This window comes from Roseateles sp. GW835-FHT13E02, from assembly GCF_058794035.1.
Window position 1 is genome coordinate 172362 of sequence record NZ_JBXAGJ010000007.1, and the last position, 20099, is coordinate 192460.

The following is a 20099-nucleotide window of genomic DNA, read 5'->3' on the forward strand; positions in this document are numbered from 1 at the left end:
TTGGCCAGACGGTCGATGCAAGGCGCATCGTCACGCTGTTCTGGCGTTCGCCGCATTGTGCTAGCTCATGTTTTTTAAGCAAGTCAAACACTGGTTCGTTGCCCGCTCCAATGCCGCCCGCTGGCGGCCCATCCACGATTGGTCGGAGAGCCGCAACGCCCAGTTCCGCTTGACCCGAGACGGCCGCGGCTTTGTGATCGAGCAGCCCAAGGCCCTGCCCGGCAGCTTGCGCATCGAGTGGGGAGACTCCCAGCGCGGCTACATCAAGGGCTCCGAGCTGCGCATTCGCTGCGAGCTGCGCCTGCACAGCGATCTGCAGATGATGGTGCTGTGCCGCCAGCTGATGGAGTCGCTCGAGTCCACCGTGTTCGAGGCCTACACCGACACGCTCAAGACCCGTGTCGACACCGACACGCCGGAGGAGATGCGCTGGCTGGTGATGTTCCCCAAGCTCGGCCAGATCAGCTCCAAGCTGGTGCGTCAACGCTTCGGTGCCATCGGCGTCAACAAAGACCTGACCGCCGCTTGGCTGGATGGCGATCTCAGCGAAGCCTTGGCCCAGGCCAGTCAGGATTTGCTGCCCGAAGGGCACCCCGTCGTGATCATGACCCTGCGTGGCAATGCCTACCTGCGCACGGCCATGGACCAGCCCAGCTTGCCTGCCATCCAGGGCCTGCTCAAGTTGCTGGAAGTCGCGGGCCGGGAGGCTCAGCGTGTCAATGGTCGCTTGTCTGAAAGCGGTCCATGGCCGACCACCACCTCGATCGCCTGGCAGTCTTCGCGGCCGGAGGAAGACCTGTCACGGCCCTGAGCGCAGGGCCGCAGAGGCTGTTCAGCGATTGGCAATGGCCAGGAGTTTGTCGCGGCTGAGCATGACCAGGCGCGTGGGTTCGACCCGCACAGCCCCTTCGCGTTCGAAGCTCTTGAGCTCTTGATTCACGCGTTGGCGCGACGCCCCCAGCAGCTGGGCCAGGTCTTCTTGCGCCAGTTGCAGGCCGATGCGGGTTTCCTCGCCCTGAGGCTCGCCGTAGGAGCGAGCCAGGAAGATGATCTGCTTGGCCAGCCGAGAGGCCAGGGGTCGGGTGTTCAGGTCTTCCACCATATCGAACATCAGGCGCAGGCGGCGGCAGTTCAGGCGCAGCAGCGCATCGTAGAGCTCGGTGTGGCGCTGCAGCAGCTCGCGGAAATCGGGCTTGCGGATCACCAGCAAGGTGGTTTCGCCATGCACACTGGCATCGTGGGTCCGTGGCAGCCCGTCGAACAAGGCGATGTCTCCGAACCAGGTGCCAGGTTCGACATAGGTCAGCGCAATCTGCTTGCCCGCCAGTGACACCGAGCTCACGCGCACGGCACCCTTGGCGACCGCCATCCATTCCTCGGCCGGCTCGCCACGGCAGGAGAGCAGGGCGCCATCGTTGAGGCGGCGCACCGAGGCGCGAGCAAGGATGTCCTCGCGCAAGGCGGCGGAGAGCTTGGAGAACCACGGGCCCGATTCGATGTTGTTGCGTTCTGTTTGTGTGAGGACCGTGCTGTTCATGCTGTGCCGCTGTCGTGACCACAAGAGTTTGTCGTCGGATGACTGATTGTCCATGAGCAGATGCTTGGTGTCGGGATGGTCTCAAAACGGAAATGGCATGGAAAACCCAGGCACTTGCGTCGCCTGCGGAAATGGCCTGGGAAGGCGGTTTGTTTCGCGCTTTTGTCCCGCAGTGCGGGCGATGCTGCGTGCTAGAGTGAGTCAAACAACATTTCCCCCCGGCATGGACCGAGCACCCGCACCGCCCACCTTCACCTGGCGCCATCCCCGATCCATCGCGCCACTGCTGCTCGGTGTGAGCCTGGGTCTGTGCGGCCCGGTGCAGGCCCTGGGCGTGGACAGTCCGCTGACGCAATCAGCCCTGGGGCAGGCGCTGAATCTGGCCTTTCCTGTGCTGTTGAAGGCGGGTGAGCGTCTGACTCCCGAGTGCGTGCAGGCTGAGGTCTATGCGGGTGAGGCGCGCTTGCCGCCGCATCTGGTGCAGGTGGTGCTGGAAGGTGAAAGTGAAGGCGCGGTGCGAGCTGTGCGCCTTTATAGCCCGGTGCCTATCAATGAACCTCTGGTGCATGTCAACCTGAGTCTGGGTTGTCCGTCGGTCTTGAAGCGCCAGTACACGGCCTTCATCGATCCGCCGGGATTGGATCAAGGAGCACGCGGCCTCAATCAAGCCGCTGCTGCTGTGCGGGCGCCTCAGTACACGCCGGCCATGCGGGCCGCCATGGCTGCCGCCGGCGCCCGCCCCGAAGAGCTGCTCGGTTCAAGCGCTCGCATGGCCCCGGCGCCTGGCGCGACCGGGCCCGTCGCACCTTCATCGAGAGTTGCGTCGGGCTCGAAAGTCAAGCTGCCTTCAGCACCTGCGGCCGATGCGGCCGTTGTGCGGACGGCAAGGGCCAGGCCGACTCAGGGCAAGGCCAGCTCAACCTTGCGAACCGTGAGTCTGAAGGCCGGCGAAACGCCTCGTTTGCGCCTGGATGCCCCGGATGCCGATGAGGCCGCCGAGTCGCCCTTGGCCCAGATCGCGGCTGCCGAGGTGGCGCTGCTGCGTTTGCGTCAGCTCGAAGAACTGCTCAACCGGCTGCAGCAAGACAACCAGGGTAGCCGTGCCAAGGTGCAGGCCTTGCGCACGCAGTTGGAGGCAGCGCCGCCGGATGAAGGGCCGCAGCCCGCCGTCTGGGGCTTGGCTGCATTGAGCCTGGGCTTGGCGGGCCTGAGTGCTTTTCTCTGGAACAGCCGACGCCAGGAGCGCGCCGAACGCGATGCGGCTTGGTGGACTGCCGGCCGTGCAGGGAAGTCGCCAGATGAGATCGATGCGCGCGAGCCTGACGTGGGAGTTGCACCCAGCGAGGCATCGCGGACTGGCGGCGGCGATCGGCCCGGCCTGGACGGGCATGACCTGACCCCTGTCAGTCCTGCGCCCGCGCTTTCTGGAGTGGCGGCCTCTGCTCCGCCCAGCGCTTGGGCTTCGGCCACGGGCGCCATGCCGGCAGCGGCGCACCTCAGTTCGATCGATGAGCGCACCATCACCTTGCCGCCTCAAGATGCGGTAGACGATGCAATGGGCGATCCAGGCGACGACTTTCTGTCTGCCCCCATGCCGCTGGCGGACGAATCAGCGTCGGAGCCTCTGAGCATTCAGTTGCTGGACACGCCGGCCAATTTCGTCAATGACACCGGTGCTTTCACCGCGCCCGTGCCCTTGAACGTCACTGCGGTCGGCACCGATCATGTGACCGTGGAGGAACTGATCGACCTGGAACAGCAGGTCGAGTTCTTCCTGGTGCTGGGCCAGAGTGATGCCGCGGTGGAGTTGCTGCAGGCCCGCATCGATTTCGGCGGCGCCAGCGCCTTGCCGTATTTGAAGCTGATGGAGATCCACCAGCGCCAAGGTCAGGAGCCGCGCTTTCAACAGGTGGCTGCGGCCTTTGCCAAGCGGTTTGATGCCTTGGCGCCTACCTGGGGCGCCGATCTCAACCTGGGGCGTGATTTGGAGGCCTATCCTGCCGACTTGCAGCGCATCCAGGGCCGCTGGGCCGATGCGGCCGCCAGCATGGCCCTGGTGCAGGAACTGCTTTCGCGTGGTGGTGCGCAAGGGCAGGGTTTCGATTTGCCGGCCTACCGTGAGTTGCTGTTTCTCTACAGTGTGGCCCGTGATCGCTCCGAACATGAGGTGCGCGGCGAAGAAATCGATCTCTTCTTGCCTCTGGATGGCGACGCTTCGTCTGCGGCTGGAACGGCGGGCGACGGCCATGAATTGATGGCCACCATGATCTGGCAGGGCAAGGCCATGCCGGGCCCTCAGCATGCGCTGGAGGTTGACATCTCGCTGGATGACCCGAACGCCGCAGCGTCGCGCATCAGCGCACCCAGCCGTTTCTGATTCTCTGAGTTTCTGAGTTTCTGTCGCGCCCGAGCCTTGGCGCACCAGCTCAGAGCTGCCGCAGCAAGGCCAGTGCGCGATCCAGGGTCGCGTCTTTTTTTGCGAAGCAAAAGCGAATGATCTTCTCTTGGCTGGCCCGCGCCTGGTCTTGCTTGTCCGCATGGAAGGCCGACACTGGAATTGCCGCCACGCCCACTTCTCGTGTCAGCCATTGGCAAAACTCGGCGTCGTTGAGTGCTCGTCCGGCCTCAAGCTCGCGGTAGTCCACGCACTGGAAATAGCTGCCCTCGCTGGGCAGCAGGCGCAGCCGGCTTTGCGCCAGGCCTGCGCGGAAATGGTCGCGCTTGCGCTGGTAAAACGCGGGCAGATCCAAATAGGGACGTGGGTCGGCCAGATAGCGGCTCAGACCCAGCTGAACCGGCGTGTTGACGGAGAACACCGTGTACTGGTGTACCTTGCGGAACTCGGCGCTCAGGGCCGCGGGAGCGGCGACATAACCGACTTTCCAGCCGGTGACGTGGAAGGTCTTGCCGAAGCTGGACACGATCAGGCTGCGAGCGGCCAGCTCCGGAAAACGGGCGACGCTTTGATGCGCCTGCCCGTCATAGACCATGTGTTCGTAGACCTCATCGCTGATCAACAGTGCCTGGCTGCCGCGCAGCAAGTCGGCAAGGTTGCGCATCTCGGCATCACTCCAGACCGTGGCACTGGGGTTGTGCGGGGTGTTGATGATGAGGGCGCGCGTGCGGGGGGTCAACGCGGCGCGGAGGCGATCGAAATCGGGGCGAAAGGTCTTCGGGTCCAGGGGCACGCGTACGAGCACGCCGCCAGCCAGCGCGATATTGGGGGCGTAGCTGTCATAGCAGGGCTCCAGCACGATCACTTCATCGCCGGGATGAACGATGGCCAATAGGGCGCACAAGATGGCTTGAGTGGCGCCGGCGGTGATGGTGATCTCGCGCTCAGGGCAATAGGCTTGGCCATGCGTAGCCTGCAGCTTGGTGGCCACCGCTTGGCGCAGTGCGGGCACGCCGGGCATGGGTGGGTACTGGTTGTGGCCGTCACGCATGGCGGCATGCACGGCCTCGATCAGGGCGGGGTCGCAGTCGAAGTCGGGAAATCCTTGGCCCAGATTGACGGCGCCATGGGCCTGAGCCAAGGCCGACATGGTGCTGAAGATGGTGGCGCCCACCTGGGGCAGGCGGCTGTTCAGGGGCGTGGGCGGGGTCAGGCTGCCGGGCGATGTCGGTGCATTCATGGTCGAGGGCGGGGCAGACAGTCGAGCGGCCAGGCCCGACTGAAATCAAGGGATCAAAGCGTTCAGAGCTTGTAGTCGCTGGCCTCGCCGCTCATGGCTCGCTCGAGCAAGGGGCGGTTCAGTCGGTCCGACAGGAGCTCGGCAAAGCTGTAGACGTAATTGCGCAGATAAGCGCCACGCTTGAAGGCAATGCGGGTGACATTCTGGCCGAACAAATGGCCCAGCGGTCGCGACACCAGTCCGCCGTCGGGAGGATCCTCGCGCACCGCCATTTCGGCCACGATGCCCACACCCATGCCCAGGCGGACATAGGTCTTGATGACGTCGGAGTCGATGGCCTCGAGCACGAAGTTGGGGTGCAACTGGCGTGCCTGGAAAGCCCGGTCGATGCGAGTGCGGCCGGTGAAACTGGGGTGGTAAGACACCAGGGGCTCGGCAGCCAGCTGCTCCAGGCTCGGGCGCTCCACCTGGGCCAGAGGATGGTCGGCCGGCACCACCAGCACATGCTGCCATTCGTAGCAGGGCAAGGTGACCAGCTCTTCGATCTGGGCCAGAGATTCGGTGGCCAGGCCGACATCGGCGCTGTCGTCGAGCAGCATGCGCACGACTTGGTCGGGGTTGCCCTGGTGCAGGCTGACGCGCACCAGCGGCAGTTGCCGGCGCAACTGCGCCACCGGGCCCGGCAGAACATAGCGCGCCTGGGTGTGAGTGGTGGCGATCGACAGGGTGCCACTGTCCTGCTTGGAGTATTCGTCGCCGATGCGCTTGAGGTTGTTGACCTCGCGCATGATGATTTCGATGGCGGCCAGCACCTGCTGGCCGGGCTCGGTGATGCGGCGCAGGCGCTTGCCGTGACGCGAGAAGATGTCGATGCCTAGCTCTTCTTCCAGTTCCAGGATGGCCTTGGACACGCCCGGCTGAGAAGTGAACAGCGCCTTGGCGGTCTCGGTCAAGTTGAGATTGCGGCGTGCCGCTTCCTGCACGAATCGGAACTGGTGCAAGTTCATGGGTGTTCCTCGGCGGGGCCGTCCAGCCAGGCCAGGCTGGCCTCGGCCATGGCCTGGATGATGCGCTCCTGGTCGCCCAGGGCAGGGTGCAGCAGCCACTGCACGGCATCGCCGTACTGGCTTTCCAGGCTGGCCAGCAGGGGCGGAATGTCGCGCCGCACGTGGCCGCCGGTTCCCAGGAACATGGGCACGATGTGAATCGTGTCGCAGCCCTCGGCCGCGAGGCCGTGTGCCGCTTCTTCGAGGCTGGGCGACATGAACTCCAGGTAGGCCAATCGCATGGCCAAGCCCGGGCGCTGTCGGGCCAAGCGGGCGGCCACGGCTTCGAATGGGCGCGCCCAATCGGGATCGCGGGCGCCATGGGCGAAAAGAAGCAGGCCTTGGCTCATGGCTGTTGGTGGTGGGTGTGGAGCGGGTTCATCGGTAGCGGACCAACCAGCCGAAGGCGGCCAGCGAGAGGGCCAGATAGATCAGGCTGGGCGTTGCGGCGGCAGCCCAAGGCGTCCAGTTGTTCAAGATGCCCATATGCCCGGCCACATTGTTTAGCAGGACAAAGCTGATGCCCAGCATGATGCCGCCGAAGACTTTGAGGCTGATGCCGCCCGACCGCCCATGAAGATAGGCGAATGGCAGGGCCAGGGCGATCATCACAAAGCAGGCGAAGGGGTAGAGCGCTTTGCGCCAGAACTGAATGTTATGGGCCTGGGCCGATTGCTCTTGTGCGGACAGGTGCTCGGTGTAGCGATAGAGCTCCAAGGTCGACATGGAGCCGGCCGGCAGGACGGCTGCTGTGATCACGCCAGCGTGCAGGCTGCTGGGCCAATCCAGGCGCGGCAGCCGCAGCTCGCGAACTGGGGTGCTCAGATTCGGTGCATCCTCGCCGCTGGCCCACTCGGTGCGCTCCACCTCTTGCAGCTGCCACATGCCTTGCTTGTCCACGCTGGCGCGCTCGGCCGCCGTGCGCGAAATCAGGCCGCCATGCTCGTTGAACTCAAAGATGCGTACCTCGCGAAGTTGCCCCGCAACATCGGCCCGCCCGACGTGGATGGAATAGCTGCGTTCCTGGCCGTCCACGGTGCGGTGCTCTTTCAACCAGGCTCCTTTGGCATTGGCCTGCGCATCGCCGGTGGCGCGTGCGCGAAGCAAGTCGTACTGGCGCTTGAAGAAGGGTTCTGCAAAGTCACCGGCCACAAAGGTCAGCACGGCAAAGACCATGGCCAGGTTGGCCAGCAGGCCCAGCGCGCGCCCGGGGCCCAGGCCGCCAGTGCGCAGAATCGTGAACTCGCTGGACTGAGCCAGGCGGGCCAGCGAGAAGATGGTGCCGATCAGCACCGTGATCGGGAACAACTGGTAGAAGTGTCCCGGGATCGACAGCAGGGCCAGTTGCAGCGCCACCCAGCTGCCGGCGCCTGCCCGGCTCATGCGGTCGATTTCATCGACGCAGTCGGTGAAGAAGAACAAGGACAGAAAGGCCAAGGTGACAAAGGCGACGGCGCCGACGATGTCACGGTAGAGCAGGCGGCGGACTGTTTTCATGCGGCGCCTCCCTGGCAGCCGGCCTTCAAGCCGACGCCGCGGCGGCGCGGTAGGTGGATGCGATTGCCCTGGTCACGCCACCACAGCAGCAACAGTGCCAGCGCCAACGCGCTGCCGTGCACGCTCAGCAGGGTGCCACCCATGCTCATGCGGCCACTGGTGATCCAGGACTGGCTGAGATTGACCAGATTGAAATAGACCACAAAGGTCAGCAAGGCAAACAGCAGGTTCCAATTGCTGGCACGGCGCGGATTGGTGGCCGACAGACCCAGGCCCAGCAAGCACATATTGAAGGCCGACAGAATCATGCCGAAGCGCCAGGCCAGCTCGGCCCGGTTGCGCGGCGTTGGGTTGTTGATCAGTTCCAGGGTGGCCAGTGCTTTGGGTGGCAATTGATCGGCCGAGCGCAAGATCTGGCTGTCCATCAAGACCTGGTACTCCTCGAAGCGGGCCAAGGTCTTTTCGCCGCCAAAGCCCTTCGTTTCGTTGCGTTGACCGCGATCCAGCACCAAGAAGCGGTCGTCGCCGACCTGCTCGATGCGGCCCTTGGACGAGGTGGTGACAGATTCGCTGTCCTGTTGTTTGGACAGGATGAAGACATTGCGGCCAGTGCGTCCGTCCTCGCTGTCTCGTTCGATGAAGAAGACGCGGCTGCCGTCACGTGAAGGCTGGAACTGGCCGGGTGCCACACGGGACAAGTCGCTGCGTTTTTGATAGCGCTCGCGCAGCTGGGCGCTGTTCTGGTTGCCCCAGGGCCAGATCAAGAGGTAGAGCACCATCACCACCAGGAGGACCGGCCAGGCCATGCGGAACACCGGCTTGGCGAATCGGCTCAGGCCGATGCCGCTGGAGAACCAAATCGACATCTCCGAATCGCGGTACATGCGGCCGAGGCTGGTCACGATGGCAATGAACAGCGACAGGATCAGCATCGTGGGCAGATGGCCTAGCGAGGCATAGCCCAGCAGCAGCATCACATCCTGCGGCGCCACGCTGCCGCCCGCCGCCTGGCCCAGGGTGCCAATCAGCATGATGGTGAGGACGGTGGTGAGGATGACCACGAGGGTCACGCCGAAGCTGCGCGCCAACTCGGTGCGTACGGTGGAATCGAATAACATCCTGGGACTTTTTTCTACTCGGCGACATTATGGACTTCCGTACACAGTCTGCGTCCTTTGACGCATTGGCCAGCTTCAATGCTGATGCCTTGATCCTGGTTCTGGGTGGCGACACGCTGCCTGAGGGCCTGGACGCCGGCCTGAGCGCCCTCATCAAGGACGCGATCAAGCTGGGCGACTTCGAGTTGAAAGCTGGCAAGTCGCTGGTGCTGCAGCGCCCCACGGGTGTGAAGGCCCCGCGCCTGGTGTTGGCAGCTTCTGGCAAGACCAGTGTCAAGGCCGCTCGTGCCGCTGTGCAATCGGCTCTGGGCTTGCTCAAGGGCCGCGGCGTGGCCCATGCCGGTGTGGCTTTTGTCGGTTTCGACTTCAACGCTCACGGTGACAGCTTGGCTGAGCAGTTCGTGCTGGCTGCAGGCGATGCGACGTATGTGTACCGTCACACCAAACCCAGCGCGCCGGAAGCCGGCAAGCTGAGCAAGCTGACGCTGCTGGTGGACAAGGCCGATGTCGCCTTTGCCAAGGTTGCCAAGCAAGGTCTGGCCCGCGGCGAGGCGATCGGTGCGGGTGTCGAGTTGGCCCGCGAATGCGCCAATCGCCCGGGCAACTACGCCACGCCGACCTACCTCGGCGAGCAGGTCAAGGCCTTGGGCCAAACCTACGGCCTGAAGGTCGAAGTGCTGGACAAGAAGGCCGTCGAGAAGCTGGGCATGGGCTCGTTCCTGTCCGTCGCGCAAGGCTCAGACGAGCCGCTGCGTTTCATCGTCGCCCGCTACGAAGGCGCAGCCAAGACGCAGGCGCCCGTGGTGCTGGTGGGCAAGGGCATCACCTTTGACTCGGGCGGCATTTCGCTGAAGCCGGGTGCCGAAATGGACGAGATGAAGTTCGACATGGGCGGCGCCGCCAGTGTCATCGGCACCCTGCGTGCTGTGGCTGAGCTCAAGCCCAAGATCAATCTGGTGGTGCTGATCGCTGCCTGCGAGAACATGCCCAGCGGCCGCGCCCTCAAGCCGGGTGATGTGGTGACCTCGATGTCGGGTCAGACTATCGAAATCCTGAACACCGATGCTGAAGGCCGCCTGATTCTGTGTGATGCGCTGACCTATGCCGAGCGCTTCAAGCCCGCAGCCGTGGTGGATGTGGCCACGCTGACGGGTGCATGCGTGATCGCTCTGGGCGGTGTGCGCAGCGGCATGTATGCCAACGACGAGAGCCTGGCGCAAGCCCTGACCGCAGCCGGCGAAGCGTCGCTGGATTTGTGCTGGCGCATGCCCCTGGATGACGACTACGAAGAGGGCCTCAAGAGCAACTTCGCGGACGTCGCCAACGTGGGCTCGCGCGCCGGTGGCTCCATCACCGCGGCCAAGTTCCTGCAGCGCTTTGCCAGCAAGTACGCCTGGGGTCATCTGGATATCGCCGGCACGGCCTGGAAGGGTGGCGCGGCCAAGGGCGGCACCGGCCGTCCGGTGGGCCTGCTGACCCACTTCGTGCTGTCGCAAGTTCGTTGATCGAAGAATGGGGCGGGCGTCGGTGACCGGCGCCCGCCATTTCTCGTTCACAAGGACCGAATGACAACCGAAGTCAGTTTCTACACCGGCGTTGCCGATCGGCTCGGCTACCTCGTGCGTCTGCTGCGCAAGTCACAGCAGGCCGGGGTGCGCACGGGCGTGTGTGGGCCGGCACATCTGCTGGGGCGCCTGGACAGCAAGCTCTGGGATGCCGAGGCCAGCATTTTTGTGCCGCACGCGCGCTGGGAAGCTGCGCATGCGGGCACGCCCTTGGGCGAGCACACGCCGATCTTGTTGAGTGAGCGCTGCGTGGACTTGCCCCACCGCGAAGTGCTGCTCAATGTCGGCGCTGACATGCCCGAAGATTTCGACGAATTCCAGCGCGTGCTGGAGGTGGTTTCGACCGACCCCGAGCAGGTGCAGGCCGCGCGCCGGCGCTGGCGCCGCTATGAAGAGTTGGGCTTCAAGGTCATCCACCACAAGGTGGCCTGAAGGCTTTGAAGCCTTGCCACTTGCGCCCTGGCAAGGCCTGTTGCGATTCCATGCTTTCCCCATGTCGTCACCCCCTCGTTTTGGGGTATGTTCATGGTGTTGAGAATTCAACGGCAAATAACTCTCCTTCTTCCAACTCGGAGGTAATTCATGCAGGTTAAATTGAATGTTGTGGTCGGCGCCGTGGCGCTGATGCTGAGCGGTGCAGCCATGTCCCAGGACCTGGTTGTGAAGATCGGCCACGTCGGCCCCACCAGCGGCGCGATTGCCCACCTGGGCAAGGACAATGAGTTGGGCGCTCGCATGGCCATCACCGAGCTGAACGCCAAGGGCGTGATGATCGGCGGCAAGAAGGCCAAGTTCGAACTGCTGGCCGAAGACGATGCTGGCGATCCGAAGCAAGGCACCGCCGCAGCTCAAAAGCTGGTCGACTCCAAGGTCAACGGCGTGGTCGGTCACCTGAATTCGGGCACCTCCATCCCGGCCTCCAAGGTCTACAGCGACGCGGGCATCCCCCAGATTTCGCCTTCGGCCACCAACCCCAAGTTCACTCGCAACGGCTACAAGACCACCTTCCGTGTGGTGGCTGATGACGTGCACCTGGGTGGCACGCTGGGCAAGTACGCCGTCAAGGAGCTGAAGGGCCAGTCGATCGCCGTGATCGACGACCGTACCGCTTACGGCCAAGGCGTGGCCGACGAGTTCGAAAAGGGCGTCAAGGCAGCCGGCGGCAAGGTCGTTGGTCGTGAATTCACCACCGACAAGGCCACGGACTTCACCGCCATCCTGACCAACTTGAAGGCCAAGAAGCCCGACGTGGTCTTCTTCGGCGGTATGGATGCAGTGGCTGGCCCGATGCTGCGCCAGATGAAGCAACTGGGCATCGAAGCCAAGTTTGTGGGTGGCGACGGTATCTGCTCGGGCGAGTTGCCCAAGCTGGCCGCTGGCACCATGGGCGACGGCCAAGTGGTGTGCGCTGAAGCCGGTGGCGTGGAAGGCGAATCGAAGAAGACTTCGGACGCTTTCAAGGCCAAGTTCAAGGAAGCCTACAAGGTTGAAGTCCAGATCTACGCGCCCTACGTCTACGACGCAGTGAACGTGCTGGTGGCTGCCATGGTCAAGGCGGGCTCTGCTGAGCCGGCCAAGTACCTGCCGGTGCTCGCCAAGACCGAAGGCTACAAGGGTGTCACGGGCACCATCTCCTTCGACAACAAGGGCGACATCAAGAACGGCGCTCTGACCATGTACACCTACAAGGGTGGCGAAAAGTCGCAAATCGCTGTGGTTCGTTGATTCAATTCAGCTGACTATGCAATCCCTAGGCCCGCGTAAGCGGGCCTTTTTTTGGGCTACGGGAATAAGCACAAACTCATACTCTCCGAAGGAAACTGATAAAGCTGAACAAACTGTTCCCAGGTGACACATGTGCCAATTTGCGAGAGGCGCGAGCCCGTGGAATACGCACGCTGCGGCGATCTCGCGTGCACTGCGGGTGTTCTGGAATGCGCTCTACTCTCGCCACTTAGTCGCAGGGGCCTGAAAACTCAATGCCTCGTGTTGCGGAGTTTTGTCTTTATTCCCGCCGGTCCCCCTCTAAACGGGGGGCTTTCAAGCAGTGGCGGCGCAGGCATCATTCGCTCGCGATCAAGGTAAGACCCAGTGTCAGATTTGGATCGTTTGCAGGTGAGCATGGTTGTTGGGGCTCATCCGGTTCGAAGGTGGCGATTCCGCTGCCCCGAATTGATAGCAGACGCTTGACGCTGCAGGCAGTTCAGTTTTAGTGATCGGGGAATAACATGATTCGGATATTCAGCCACTATTTGCATCGGCAGACTTTGCTGCAGGTCTTTTTTGATCTGGGTTTGATCGTCTTTGCGGTGGTCGCCGTGGTTCTGAGTCAGGAAGAGGCTGCCAGCTCGGTCATTCCTTTTGTCGCCTCTCATGGTTTGTCCTTGGCTGGTTGCATGTTTGTCATCAACTCGGCCAGTGGTTTGTACCAGCATGTGCACAACCGCTCGCTGACCGAGTCCTGCGCCCGCGCTTTGCTCGGCTTGCTGTTCGGTCTGCCGCTCGCTTATGCCATCTTCAGCCTGCTGCCGGTGGATCCGGGTCATCGTCAATTGGTGACGTTCGCTGCCATGCTTGCCGTTGCGGCCGTGATGGTTCATCGCGTGTATGCCGCCCATGCCGGTGCCCAGTCGCGCACCCGTACTCGCATCCTGATTTTTGGTTCCGGCGCTGTGGCCAAGACGGTGGGCGCCACCCTGAAGGCAGCCGACCCCCATGCGCTGATCGTGGGTTACCTGGCCGGTCCCAACGAGGAGTCTTCGGAAGTGCCGGCCAATGAACTGATCCAGGCCCGCGGTTCTTTGACGGACACAGCACGCAGCTTGGGTGTTGATGAAATCGTTGTCGCTCTGTCTGAGCGGCGTGGTGGCAGCATGCCGCTGCGCCAGTTGCTGGATTGCAAGCTCTACGGTATCCGCGTGGTCGACATCGCGACGCATTTTGAAAAGACCCTCGCCCAGATCAAGATCAGTCACGTTAATGCGGGTTGGTTGATTTTCGGCGACGGCTTCAACCAGGGCGTGTTCCGCACGGCTGTCAAACGTATCTGCGATATCGTCTTTTCGTCGCTGATTTTCGTACTGACCTTGCCGGTGATGGTTGTGACCGCCGTGCTGATCAAGCTGGAATCCAAAGGCCCAGTCCTGTACCAGCAAGAGCGCGTCGGTCTGAATGGTGCAGTATTCAAGGTGATCAAGTTCCGCAGCATGCGCACGGACGCCGAAAAGGATGGCAAGCCTCGCTGGGCTACCTTGAACGACGATCGCGTGACTCGCGTCGGTCGCTTCATTCGCAAGGTGCGCATCGACGAGTTGCCGCAACTGATCAATGTGCTGCGCGGCGAAATGAGCATGGTCGGCCCCCGACCGGAGCGCCAGTTCTTCGTCGATGACCTGGTCAACAAGATTCCTTATTTTGCTGTTCGCCACAGCGTCAAACCGGGTGTCACGGGTTGGGCTCAAGTCCGTTACGAGTACGGTTCGACGGTGGAGGATTCGATCGAGAAGCTGCAGTACGACCTGTACTACGTGAAGAACAACTCGCTTTTCCTGGACCTGCTGATCATGCTGGAAACGGTCGCCGTGGTGTTGACCGGCAAGGGCGCGCGCTGACCGAGGCCTTGAGTTCCTCTGAAAGATGGGCCGGCTCATGGAGCCGGCTTTTTTCTGTCCCGCTGCGGGTGAGTGTTTGGCATTTGTGCCGATTCAGCTGATCTGTAGGTCGTGCTCCAATCGCTGATGCTCAATAGTTTGTTGGATCTCAGCTTGTTCGGTGATGCGCTGGCCGCTTTGGCCTATGCCGTTTTCACCTTGTACTTCGCCTGGAAGCTGTGCTGGCAGCGCAGCGCTCCAGCCCACAGTGTTTCCTACGTTTTTTTCTCGGCCTTGCTTGTCAGCACGGGCTGGGCGGCCTTTTCCTGGCTCACCCAATGGCTTCGTTTGCCGATCGAGGTCGATGTCTGGCTGATTCCTTTGGCGGATTGGTTGCGCTACGCGCTGTGGCTGGCATTTGTGTGTCTGCTGTTACGGCCCGCCGATGGGGGCGCTCGGGCGGCAGGTCTGCCGCGTTTCGCGCCGCTCGCCGTCGTGGTGTCTTTGACATCTCTGGCGTTTTTGATCTCGCGTGAATACAGCAGCCCGTGGTTGTCTTGGCCTGTCATGCTCAGCCGACCGGCGGCATTTGCGGCTCTGGCTCAGGCCGTGGTCGGGCTGATTCTGGTGGAGCAGTTGCTGCGCAATGTTTCAGCCGATTCGCGCTGGAACGCCAAGCCGGTTTGCCTTGGCTTGAGCGCCATCTTTGCATTCGATCTGTTTTTCTTTTCGCAGGCCGCCTTGTTTCGCCGCTTTGACAGCGACGCATTGAGTGTCCGCGCCCTGGTCCACAGTCTCGCGGTCCCATTGTTGTTCATGGCCGCACGCAGGCAGGTCGACTGGCTGGACAAACTCCATGTTTCTCGCGCCGCGGTGTTCCACTCGGCCGCGCTTTTGCTCGTGGGCGCCTACCTGTTGCTGGTTTCGGCGGTGGGCTATTACGTGCGCTACACCGGCGGCGAGTGGGGCAGGGCCCTGCAACTGGCCCTGATGTTTGTGGCCTTGATTGCACTGGCTGTGGCGGTGCTGTCCGGCGCAATTCGGGCTCGCTTGAAGATCTACATCAGCAAGAACTTTTTCAATTACCGCTACGACTACCGAGAGGAGTGGCTGCGTTTCACGGCCATTCTGTCTTCTGGCAGCTCTCCGCAGGAGATGGGGCTGACGGTGGTCAAGGCCTTGGCCAATCTGGTGGAAGCCCCTTCCGGAGCTTTGTGGTTGCGCCGTGGTGCCGAGGCTGAGTTGCGCCCGGTGGCGAACTGGAACCTGCCTCAGCAGGATCGCGCGGAGCATGCTGCCTCGGGCTTTTGTGAGTTCTTGCGCGAACGCAACTGGATCGTTGATATCCAGCAACTCCATGCTCAGCACCAGCACTATCAGGCCGTAGCCCTGCCCGAATGGTTGCTTGCGGATTCACGCTACTGGCTGGTCATTCCATTGATCGTGGGTGGCGAGTTGCTGGGCTTGGTGGTTTTGGGGCGACCGAGGGCACCGATCGAGGTCAACTGGGAGGTTCGCGACCTGCTCAAGACCGCCAGCAGCCAGGCTGCCAGTTACCTGGCACAGATGCAGGCGGCCGAAGCCTTGCTCGAGGCGCGCAAATTCGATGCCTTCAATCGCATGTCCGCCTTTGTGGTTCACGATCTGAAGAACATCGTCACGCAGCTGTCCTTGATGATGAAGAATGCAAAGCGGCTTCGAGATAATCCCGAGTTTCAGCAGGATATGCTGGACACGGTGGAGAACTCGCTGGAGAAGATGCGGCAGCTGATGTTGCAGCTTCGCGAGGGTGAGAAGCCTCATGGGGTGAGCAGCGGTGTGGACCTGGTCGGGATTGCCAAACGCCTGGCCGCCGCGGCGGAAGCCAAGGGGCGCCGTTTGAACTTGCAGTTGAGTCAGGGGCTGCGCACGCGCGGCCACGAAGATCGCGTCGAGCGCGTCATTGGTCACGTTGTGCAGAACGCCTTCGATGCCAGTGCGGCTGATGCCGAGGTGCGGCTGGTTCTGGAACAGAATGGCAGCATGGCTCGCCTCATCGTCAGTGATCAAGGCTGCGGAATGAGTGAAGATTTCATCCAGAACCGTCTTTTCAAGCCGTTCCAGACGACCAAATCCAGCGGTATGGGGATTGGCGCTTATGAAAGTTACCAATACCTGCAAGAGTTGGGTGGAAAGATTTCGGTGGACAGCAAACTCAAGATCGGGACCACAGTGACGATTTCATTGCCTTTGTTTCATGGCGGTGGTGCGGGAGAGCACTCTTTGGTGGGAGGCGCATGAGCGCAGTGCGACAACAGCCTTTGCTGATCGTTGAAGACGATCTTGCTTTGCAAAAGCAGCTCAAGTGGTCACTTGATCGATTCGAATCCGTGTTGGCTCAGGACGTGGCTTCGGCTGTGCTGCAGTTTCGTCGGCACAGTCCTGCCGTGGTGACCATGGATCTGGGCCTGCCGCCCGATCAGGATTCGGTGTCCGAGGGGTTCAAGTGCCTCGAGAAGCTGTTGGAGTTGGATCCTTCGGCCAAGGTCATCGTGCTGACCGGTCAAAACGATCAAGAAAACGCGCTGCGAGCCATCCGCATGGGTGCGTATGACTTTTTGTCCAAGCCCGTCGATCCAGATGTGCTCAGCTTGACGGTCGAGCGCGCTTACCGGCTGTACGAACTGCAGCAAGAGAATCGACGCCTGCAGACCGCGCAACAGACGGGTGCATTGAGCGGCTTGGTGACCCGTGACGCCCAGATGCAGCGCATCTGCCGCACGATTGAGAAGGTAGCCAGCAGCGATGTCACCGTGCTTTTGCTCGGTGAGAGCGGCACCGGCAAGGAAGTGCTGGCCCAGGGCCTGCATGAAGCCTCCAAGCGGGAAGGGCGTTTCGTCGCCATCAACTGCGCCGCCATTCCTGAGAATCTGCTGGAGAGCGAACTGTTCGGCTACGAGAAGGGTGCCTTCACGGGTGCCAGCAAGACCACCATCGGCAAGATCGAGACGGCCCATGGGGGCACGCTGATGCTGGACGAAATAGGCGACCTGCCCATGCCGCTGCAGGCCAAGCTTCTGCGCTTTCTGCAGGAGCGCGTGATCGAGCGTGTTGGCGGGCGCAAGGAGATTCCGATCGATGTGCGGGTGATCGGGGCAACCCATCAGGATCTGAAAAATCAGATCAGCTCGGGCGGCTTTCGCGAGGACTTGTATTACCGACTGGCTGAGATCGTGATCGATATTCCGGCTTTGCGTGATCGCCAGGGCGATGCGGTCCTGTTGGCGCACACCTTCTTGCGCAAGTTCAGCAGCGAGTTGCGTCGGCCCGGACTCAGCCTGGGCGAAGATGCAATTCGCAAGATCGAGTCCTATGCCTGGCCCGGCAATGTGCGTGAATTGCAGAACATCATCAAGCGCGCTGCCATCATGGCCGATGGTCAGCAGATCACGGCCGATGACATCGGTATCGCAGTTGCTGCCCCATTGGATGGCGAGGAGCTTGCCGTTCTGGACTTGCGCACAGTGCGTGAGCGTGCCGAGCGGCAGGCTGTCGTCGCCGCCCTGGCGCGTGTGGATGGCAATATCTTGCGCGCGGCCGAGTTGCTGGGCGTCAGCCGCCCGACTCTGTACGACTTGATGGACAAGCTCCAGATCAAGGCTTGACGCAGGAGTGGGGCCTGTAGCCAGCGCTGTGTGGCCCCAGGCGGGCAAATCGGCGCGGGGCAACTCGCGACAGATGCGTCATTGTCGGGCAGGTCAGCCCGGGCCTTGCGTCGGGTCGGATTGTGGCGAGGCGGTGAAAGCTGGGTGTCTTGGGCTCTCGATAAGACGGGTGTCTTGCCACTTGCAAACTTTGTCACGATTTGTACGCTCGGCGTATATTGGTCGGATGGTGGCGCGCGTGTTCGCAGGATGTTGAATGCTCGCCATTCCCGCTGATTCCATGCGCCGTGGCCCTGCCGCCGCGGCGCGTTGGGTGACGCATCAGATTGAGGAATCTATGAGTCAAATCCGCCGGTCCAATTTCCGCAAAAGCCTCCATCAACAGCTACGCGGCTTGTTCCGCAAGTTCCCGCAGAGCATCCGATTTCCTTTCTACCGGCGCATGGTGGATTGCGATCCCGCGCCTGACAGTCGGCTGGAGCTGAAAATTGCAGAAACCCAGGAGGAGCTGGAGGCTTGCTTTCAGATCCTGCATGACGCCTATGTGTCCAGCGGTTTCATGAAGCCGCATCCGTCGGGTATGCGCGTTACGATTTACCACGCATTGCCCACGACCACGACTCTGTGCGCCAAGTTCGACGGCCGCGTGGTGGGCACCATTTCCATCGTGCGGGAGGGGGTGTTCGGCTTCCCGATGCAGACCGCGTTTGATTTGACGCAAGTGCGTGCAAAAGGCGGCAAGATAGCAGAAATATCTGCTTTGGCGGTGCATCCTGAGTTTCGGCGTACCGGCGGCGCGATCTTCTTTCCTTTGGTGAAGTTCATGCGCCAGTACTGCGTCGAGTACTTTGATACCCGCCACCTCGTGATTGCCGTCAACCCTGATCGTATCGAGCTCTATGAAGCCGTGCTTTGCTGCGAGCGCTTGCAAGCCAACGTGATCGATCACTATGACTTCGCCAACGGCGCGCCAGCCGTTGGCGCGACGCTGGACTTACGTTTGGCACCTGGGGTGTTCCGGCGAACTTATGGTGGCCGGCCGCCTAAAAAGGACCTGCACAACTATTTTTTCGAGTTGTCTCTGCCCAATATCAAGCGCCCGAGCCGCAAGTACTTCACCACCAACGATCCGGTGATGACGCCCGAGCTGCTGGACTACTTTTTCAATCAAAGAACCCAGGTTCTTCTGCAGCTGGACGATCGCAAGAAGTCCCTGCTTTGGTCGATTTACGACCAGGTCGAATACCGGGCTGTTTTGCCCTTGCTTCAAGGCTCTGCGGATCATGGCCATCCCTTGCGCCGACATCAGCGCTATTCCATTCGTTGCCCAGGTGCGGTTGAGTTCAGTGTGGACGGCTCGAAGCGCAACTTTGTGCTGGATGTCATTGAAATTTCGCTCTCTGGTTTTCAGGCGGAGTGCAAGCTCAATCTGCCCTTGGAGCAAGACGGTTGGGCTGAGATCGATCTGGGGCAGAACAAGCGCTCGCGGGTGGAAGTGCGTTCGGTGCGTCACCGCGAAACCGAGGCCGGGCACTTTTATGGTTTCAAGTTGACCGAACCCGACACCATCTGGCGCGAGTGTGTGGCAGCGCTGGAAATGAGTTTGACTTCAGGGGATCTGGCTTGAAAGAGGTCGGCATCAGCCTTGCTCAGTCTTGCGCGAGGTGTCTTGGCACCCTTGTGCGCGCACTGTGTGCGGGGCTGCTTGTCTCGCTGGCAGCCCATGCGCAAAGCTCGGCCTCGGCGTTGACGCCTGCCGAGATCATCGCTCGAAGCAAGCCCTCGGTGGTGTTGGTTGGCACCTTCAACCCTTTGGCCACGCCCCGTTTTTCGTTTCGTGGCACTGGCTTCGCCGTCGCTGATGGCACGCGCATCGTCACCAACGCCCATGTGCTGCCGGAGCCGGGTTCAGAGCAAGCATCGCAGTTGGCGGTGCAGGTCAAGCAGGCCAGCGGTGCCTGGGAATTGCGCAAGGTGCAGGACCTCAGCCTGGAGCGCGCCCATGACCTGGCCGTTCTTGAGATCGGTGCCCCGGCGCTGCGGCCTCTACCCTTGAAGACCGAATTGCCCGAGGAGGGCACGGAGGTGCTGTTCATTGGCTTCCCCATCGGCGGTGCGCTGGGGTTTTCACATGTCAGCCATCGTGGCATGGTCTCGGCCGTCACGCCGGTTGCCTTGCCGGCTCCCAGCTCCACCACACTCAACGCACGCAATGTGTCGCAGCTGCGCGCAGGCTCCTTCAACATCCTGCAGCTGGATGCGACGGCCTACCCAGGCAACAGCGGCGGGCCAGTGCTGGATGCGCGCAGCGGTGAGGTGCTCGGAGTCATCAATATGGTCCTGATCAAGAACACCAAAGAGTCCGTGCTCGCTCAGCCCTCAGGAATCAGCTACGCCATACCGATAGAGAACGTGGCTCGCATTTTGCAACGCTGATCCGCCGGCATCGGGCCCGGCACGTCCTGCC

At 61.9% G+C, this 20099-nt stretch carries 16 protein-coding genes; 10 read left to right on the top strand and 6 right to left on the bottom strand.

Features of this window, described 5'->3' with window-relative positions; genetic code table 11:
• Window positions 1-67: 67 nt before the first annotated feature.
• Window positions 68-811, top strand: a complete 744-nt coding sequence (locus tag AC1Q6P_RS09130) for a hypothetical protein (RefSeq protein WP_102770135.1) — start codon at window positions 68-70, stop codon at window positions 809-811.
• A gap of 21 nt (window positions 812-832) precedes the next feature.
• Here the strand turns inward: AC1Q6P_RS09130 and AC1Q6P_RS09135 are convergent, their stop codons facing one another.
• Entirely contained in the window at window positions 833-1537 is a 705-nt protein-coding gene (locus tag AC1Q6P_RS09135) for a Crp/Fnr family transcriptional regulator (RefSeq protein WP_102770136.1), read from the bottom strand.
• A 223-nt stretch (window positions 1538-1760) separates the two neighbouring features.
• On the opposite strand from AC1Q6P_RS09135, the gene AC1Q6P_RS09140 reads away from it, so the two are divergent.
• The gene (locus AC1Q6P_RS09140; protein WP_492663576.1) at window positions 1761-3914 is read left to right on the top strand and encodes a hypothetical protein; all 2154 of its coding nucleotides are present in this window, start codon (window positions 1761-1763) and stop codon (window positions 3912-3914) included.
• 49 nt (window positions 3915-3963) lie between these two features.
• Here the strand turns inward: AC1Q6P_RS09140 and AC1Q6P_RS09145 are convergent, their stop codons facing one another.
• From AC1Q6P_RS09145 to lptF, 5 genes are all read right to left on the bottom strand, one after another.
• Window positions 3964-5172: a pyridoxal phosphate-dependent aminotransferase gene (locus tag AC1Q6P_RS09145; RefSeq protein WP_492663575.1), complete on the bottom strand. Its 1209-nt coding sequence runs from the start codon at window positions 5170-5172 to the stop codon at window positions 3964-3966.
• A 62-nt stretch (window positions 5173-5234) separates the two neighbouring features.
• Window positions 5235-6179 (bottom strand): CysB family HTH-type transcriptional regulator, encoded by a 945-nt coding sequence (locus tag AC1Q6P_RS09150; RefSeq protein ID WP_102770139.1) that lies wholly within the window; start codon window positions 6177-6179, stop codon window positions 5235-5237.
• Window positions 6176-6568, bottom strand: a complete 393-nt coding sequence (locus tag AC1Q6P_RS09155) for a sirohydrochlorin chelatase (RefSeq protein ID WP_271009178.1) — start codon at window positions 6566-6568, stop codon at window positions 6176-6178. Before AC1Q6P_RS09155 ends, AC1Q6P_RS09150 begins: the two co-directional genes overlap by 4 nt.
• A 28-nt stretch (window positions 6569-6596) precedes the next feature.
• The gene (lptG, locus tag AC1Q6P_RS09160) at window positions 6597-7715 is read right to left on the bottom strand and encodes an LPS export ABC transporter permease LptG (RefSeq protein ID WP_492663574.1); all 1119 of its coding nucleotides are present in this window, start codon (window positions 7713-7715) and stop codon (window positions 6597-6599) included.
• Window positions 7712-8833, bottom strand: coding sequence for an LPS export ABC transporter permease LptF (gene lptF, locus AC1Q6P_RS09165; RefSeq protein WP_492663573.1), 1122 nt, complete (start codon window positions 8831-8833; stop codon window positions 7712-7714). The genes lptG and lptF overlap by 4 nt, the downstream gene beginning before the upstream one ends.
• A 29-nt stretch (window positions 8834-8862) precedes the next feature.
• Between lptF and AC1Q6P_RS09170 the strand changes: the two genes are divergently transcribed.
• The 8 genes from AC1Q6P_RS09170 to AC1Q6P_RS09205 all read left to right on the top strand — a co-directional run bounded on the left by AC1Q6P_RS09170 (window position 8863) and on the right by AC1Q6P_RS09205 (window position 20068).
• Window positions 8863-10338, top strand: coding sequence for a leucyl aminopeptidase (locus AC1Q6P_RS09170; RefSeq protein WP_492663572.1), 1476 nt, complete (start codon window positions 8863-8865; stop codon window positions 10336-10338).
• Window positions 10339-10398: 60 nt separating this feature from the next.
• Complete coding sequence (locus AC1Q6P_RS09175; RefSeq protein ID WP_492663571.1) at window positions 10399-10830, top strand: DNA polymerase III subunit chi; 432 nt, start codon at window positions 10399-10401, stop codon at window positions 10828-10830.
• 150 nt (window positions 10831-10980) lie between these two features.
• Window positions 10981-12123, top strand: coding sequence for a branched-chain amino acid ABC transporter substrate-binding protein (locus AC1Q6P_RS09180; protein WP_102770145.1), 1143 nt, complete (start codon window positions 10981-10983; stop codon window positions 12121-12123).
• A gap of 503 nt (window positions 12124-12626) precedes the next feature.
• Window positions 12627-14009, top strand: coding sequence for a TIGR03013 family XrtA/PEP-CTERM system glycosyltransferase (locus tag AC1Q6P_RS09185; protein WP_492663570.1), 1383 nt, complete (start codon window positions 12627-12629; stop codon window positions 14007-14009).
• A 111-nt stretch (window positions 14010-14120) separates the two neighbouring features.
• The gene (gene prsK, locus AC1Q6P_RS09190; protein WP_492663569.1) at window positions 14121-16268 is read left to right on the top strand and encodes an XrtA/PEP-CTERM system histidine kinase PrsK; all 2148 of its coding nucleotides are present in this window, start codon (window positions 14121-14123) and stop codon (window positions 16266-16268) included.
• On the top strand, window positions 16265-17632 hold the full coding sequence (prsR, locus tag AC1Q6P_RS09195; protein WP_102770148.1) for a PEP-CTERM-box response regulator transcription factor: 1368 nt from the start codon (window positions 16265-16267) through the stop codon (window positions 17630-17632). Before prsK ends, prsR begins: the two co-directional genes overlap by 4 nt.
• Before the next feature lie 256 nt (window positions 17633-17888).
• Complete coding sequence (locus AC1Q6P_RS09200; protein ID WP_492663568.1) at window positions 17889-19259, top strand: GNAT family N-acetyltransferase; 1371 nt, start codon at window positions 17889-17891, stop codon at window positions 19257-19259.
• Window positions 19256-20068 (top strand): S1C family serine protease, encoded by an 813-nt coding sequence (locus tag AC1Q6P_RS09205; RefSeq protein WP_492663567.1) that lies wholly within the window; start codon window positions 19256-19258, stop codon window positions 20066-20068. The genes AC1Q6P_RS09200 and AC1Q6P_RS09205 overlap by 4 nt, the downstream gene beginning before the upstream one ends.
• Window positions 20069-20099 lie beyond the last annotated feature (31 nt).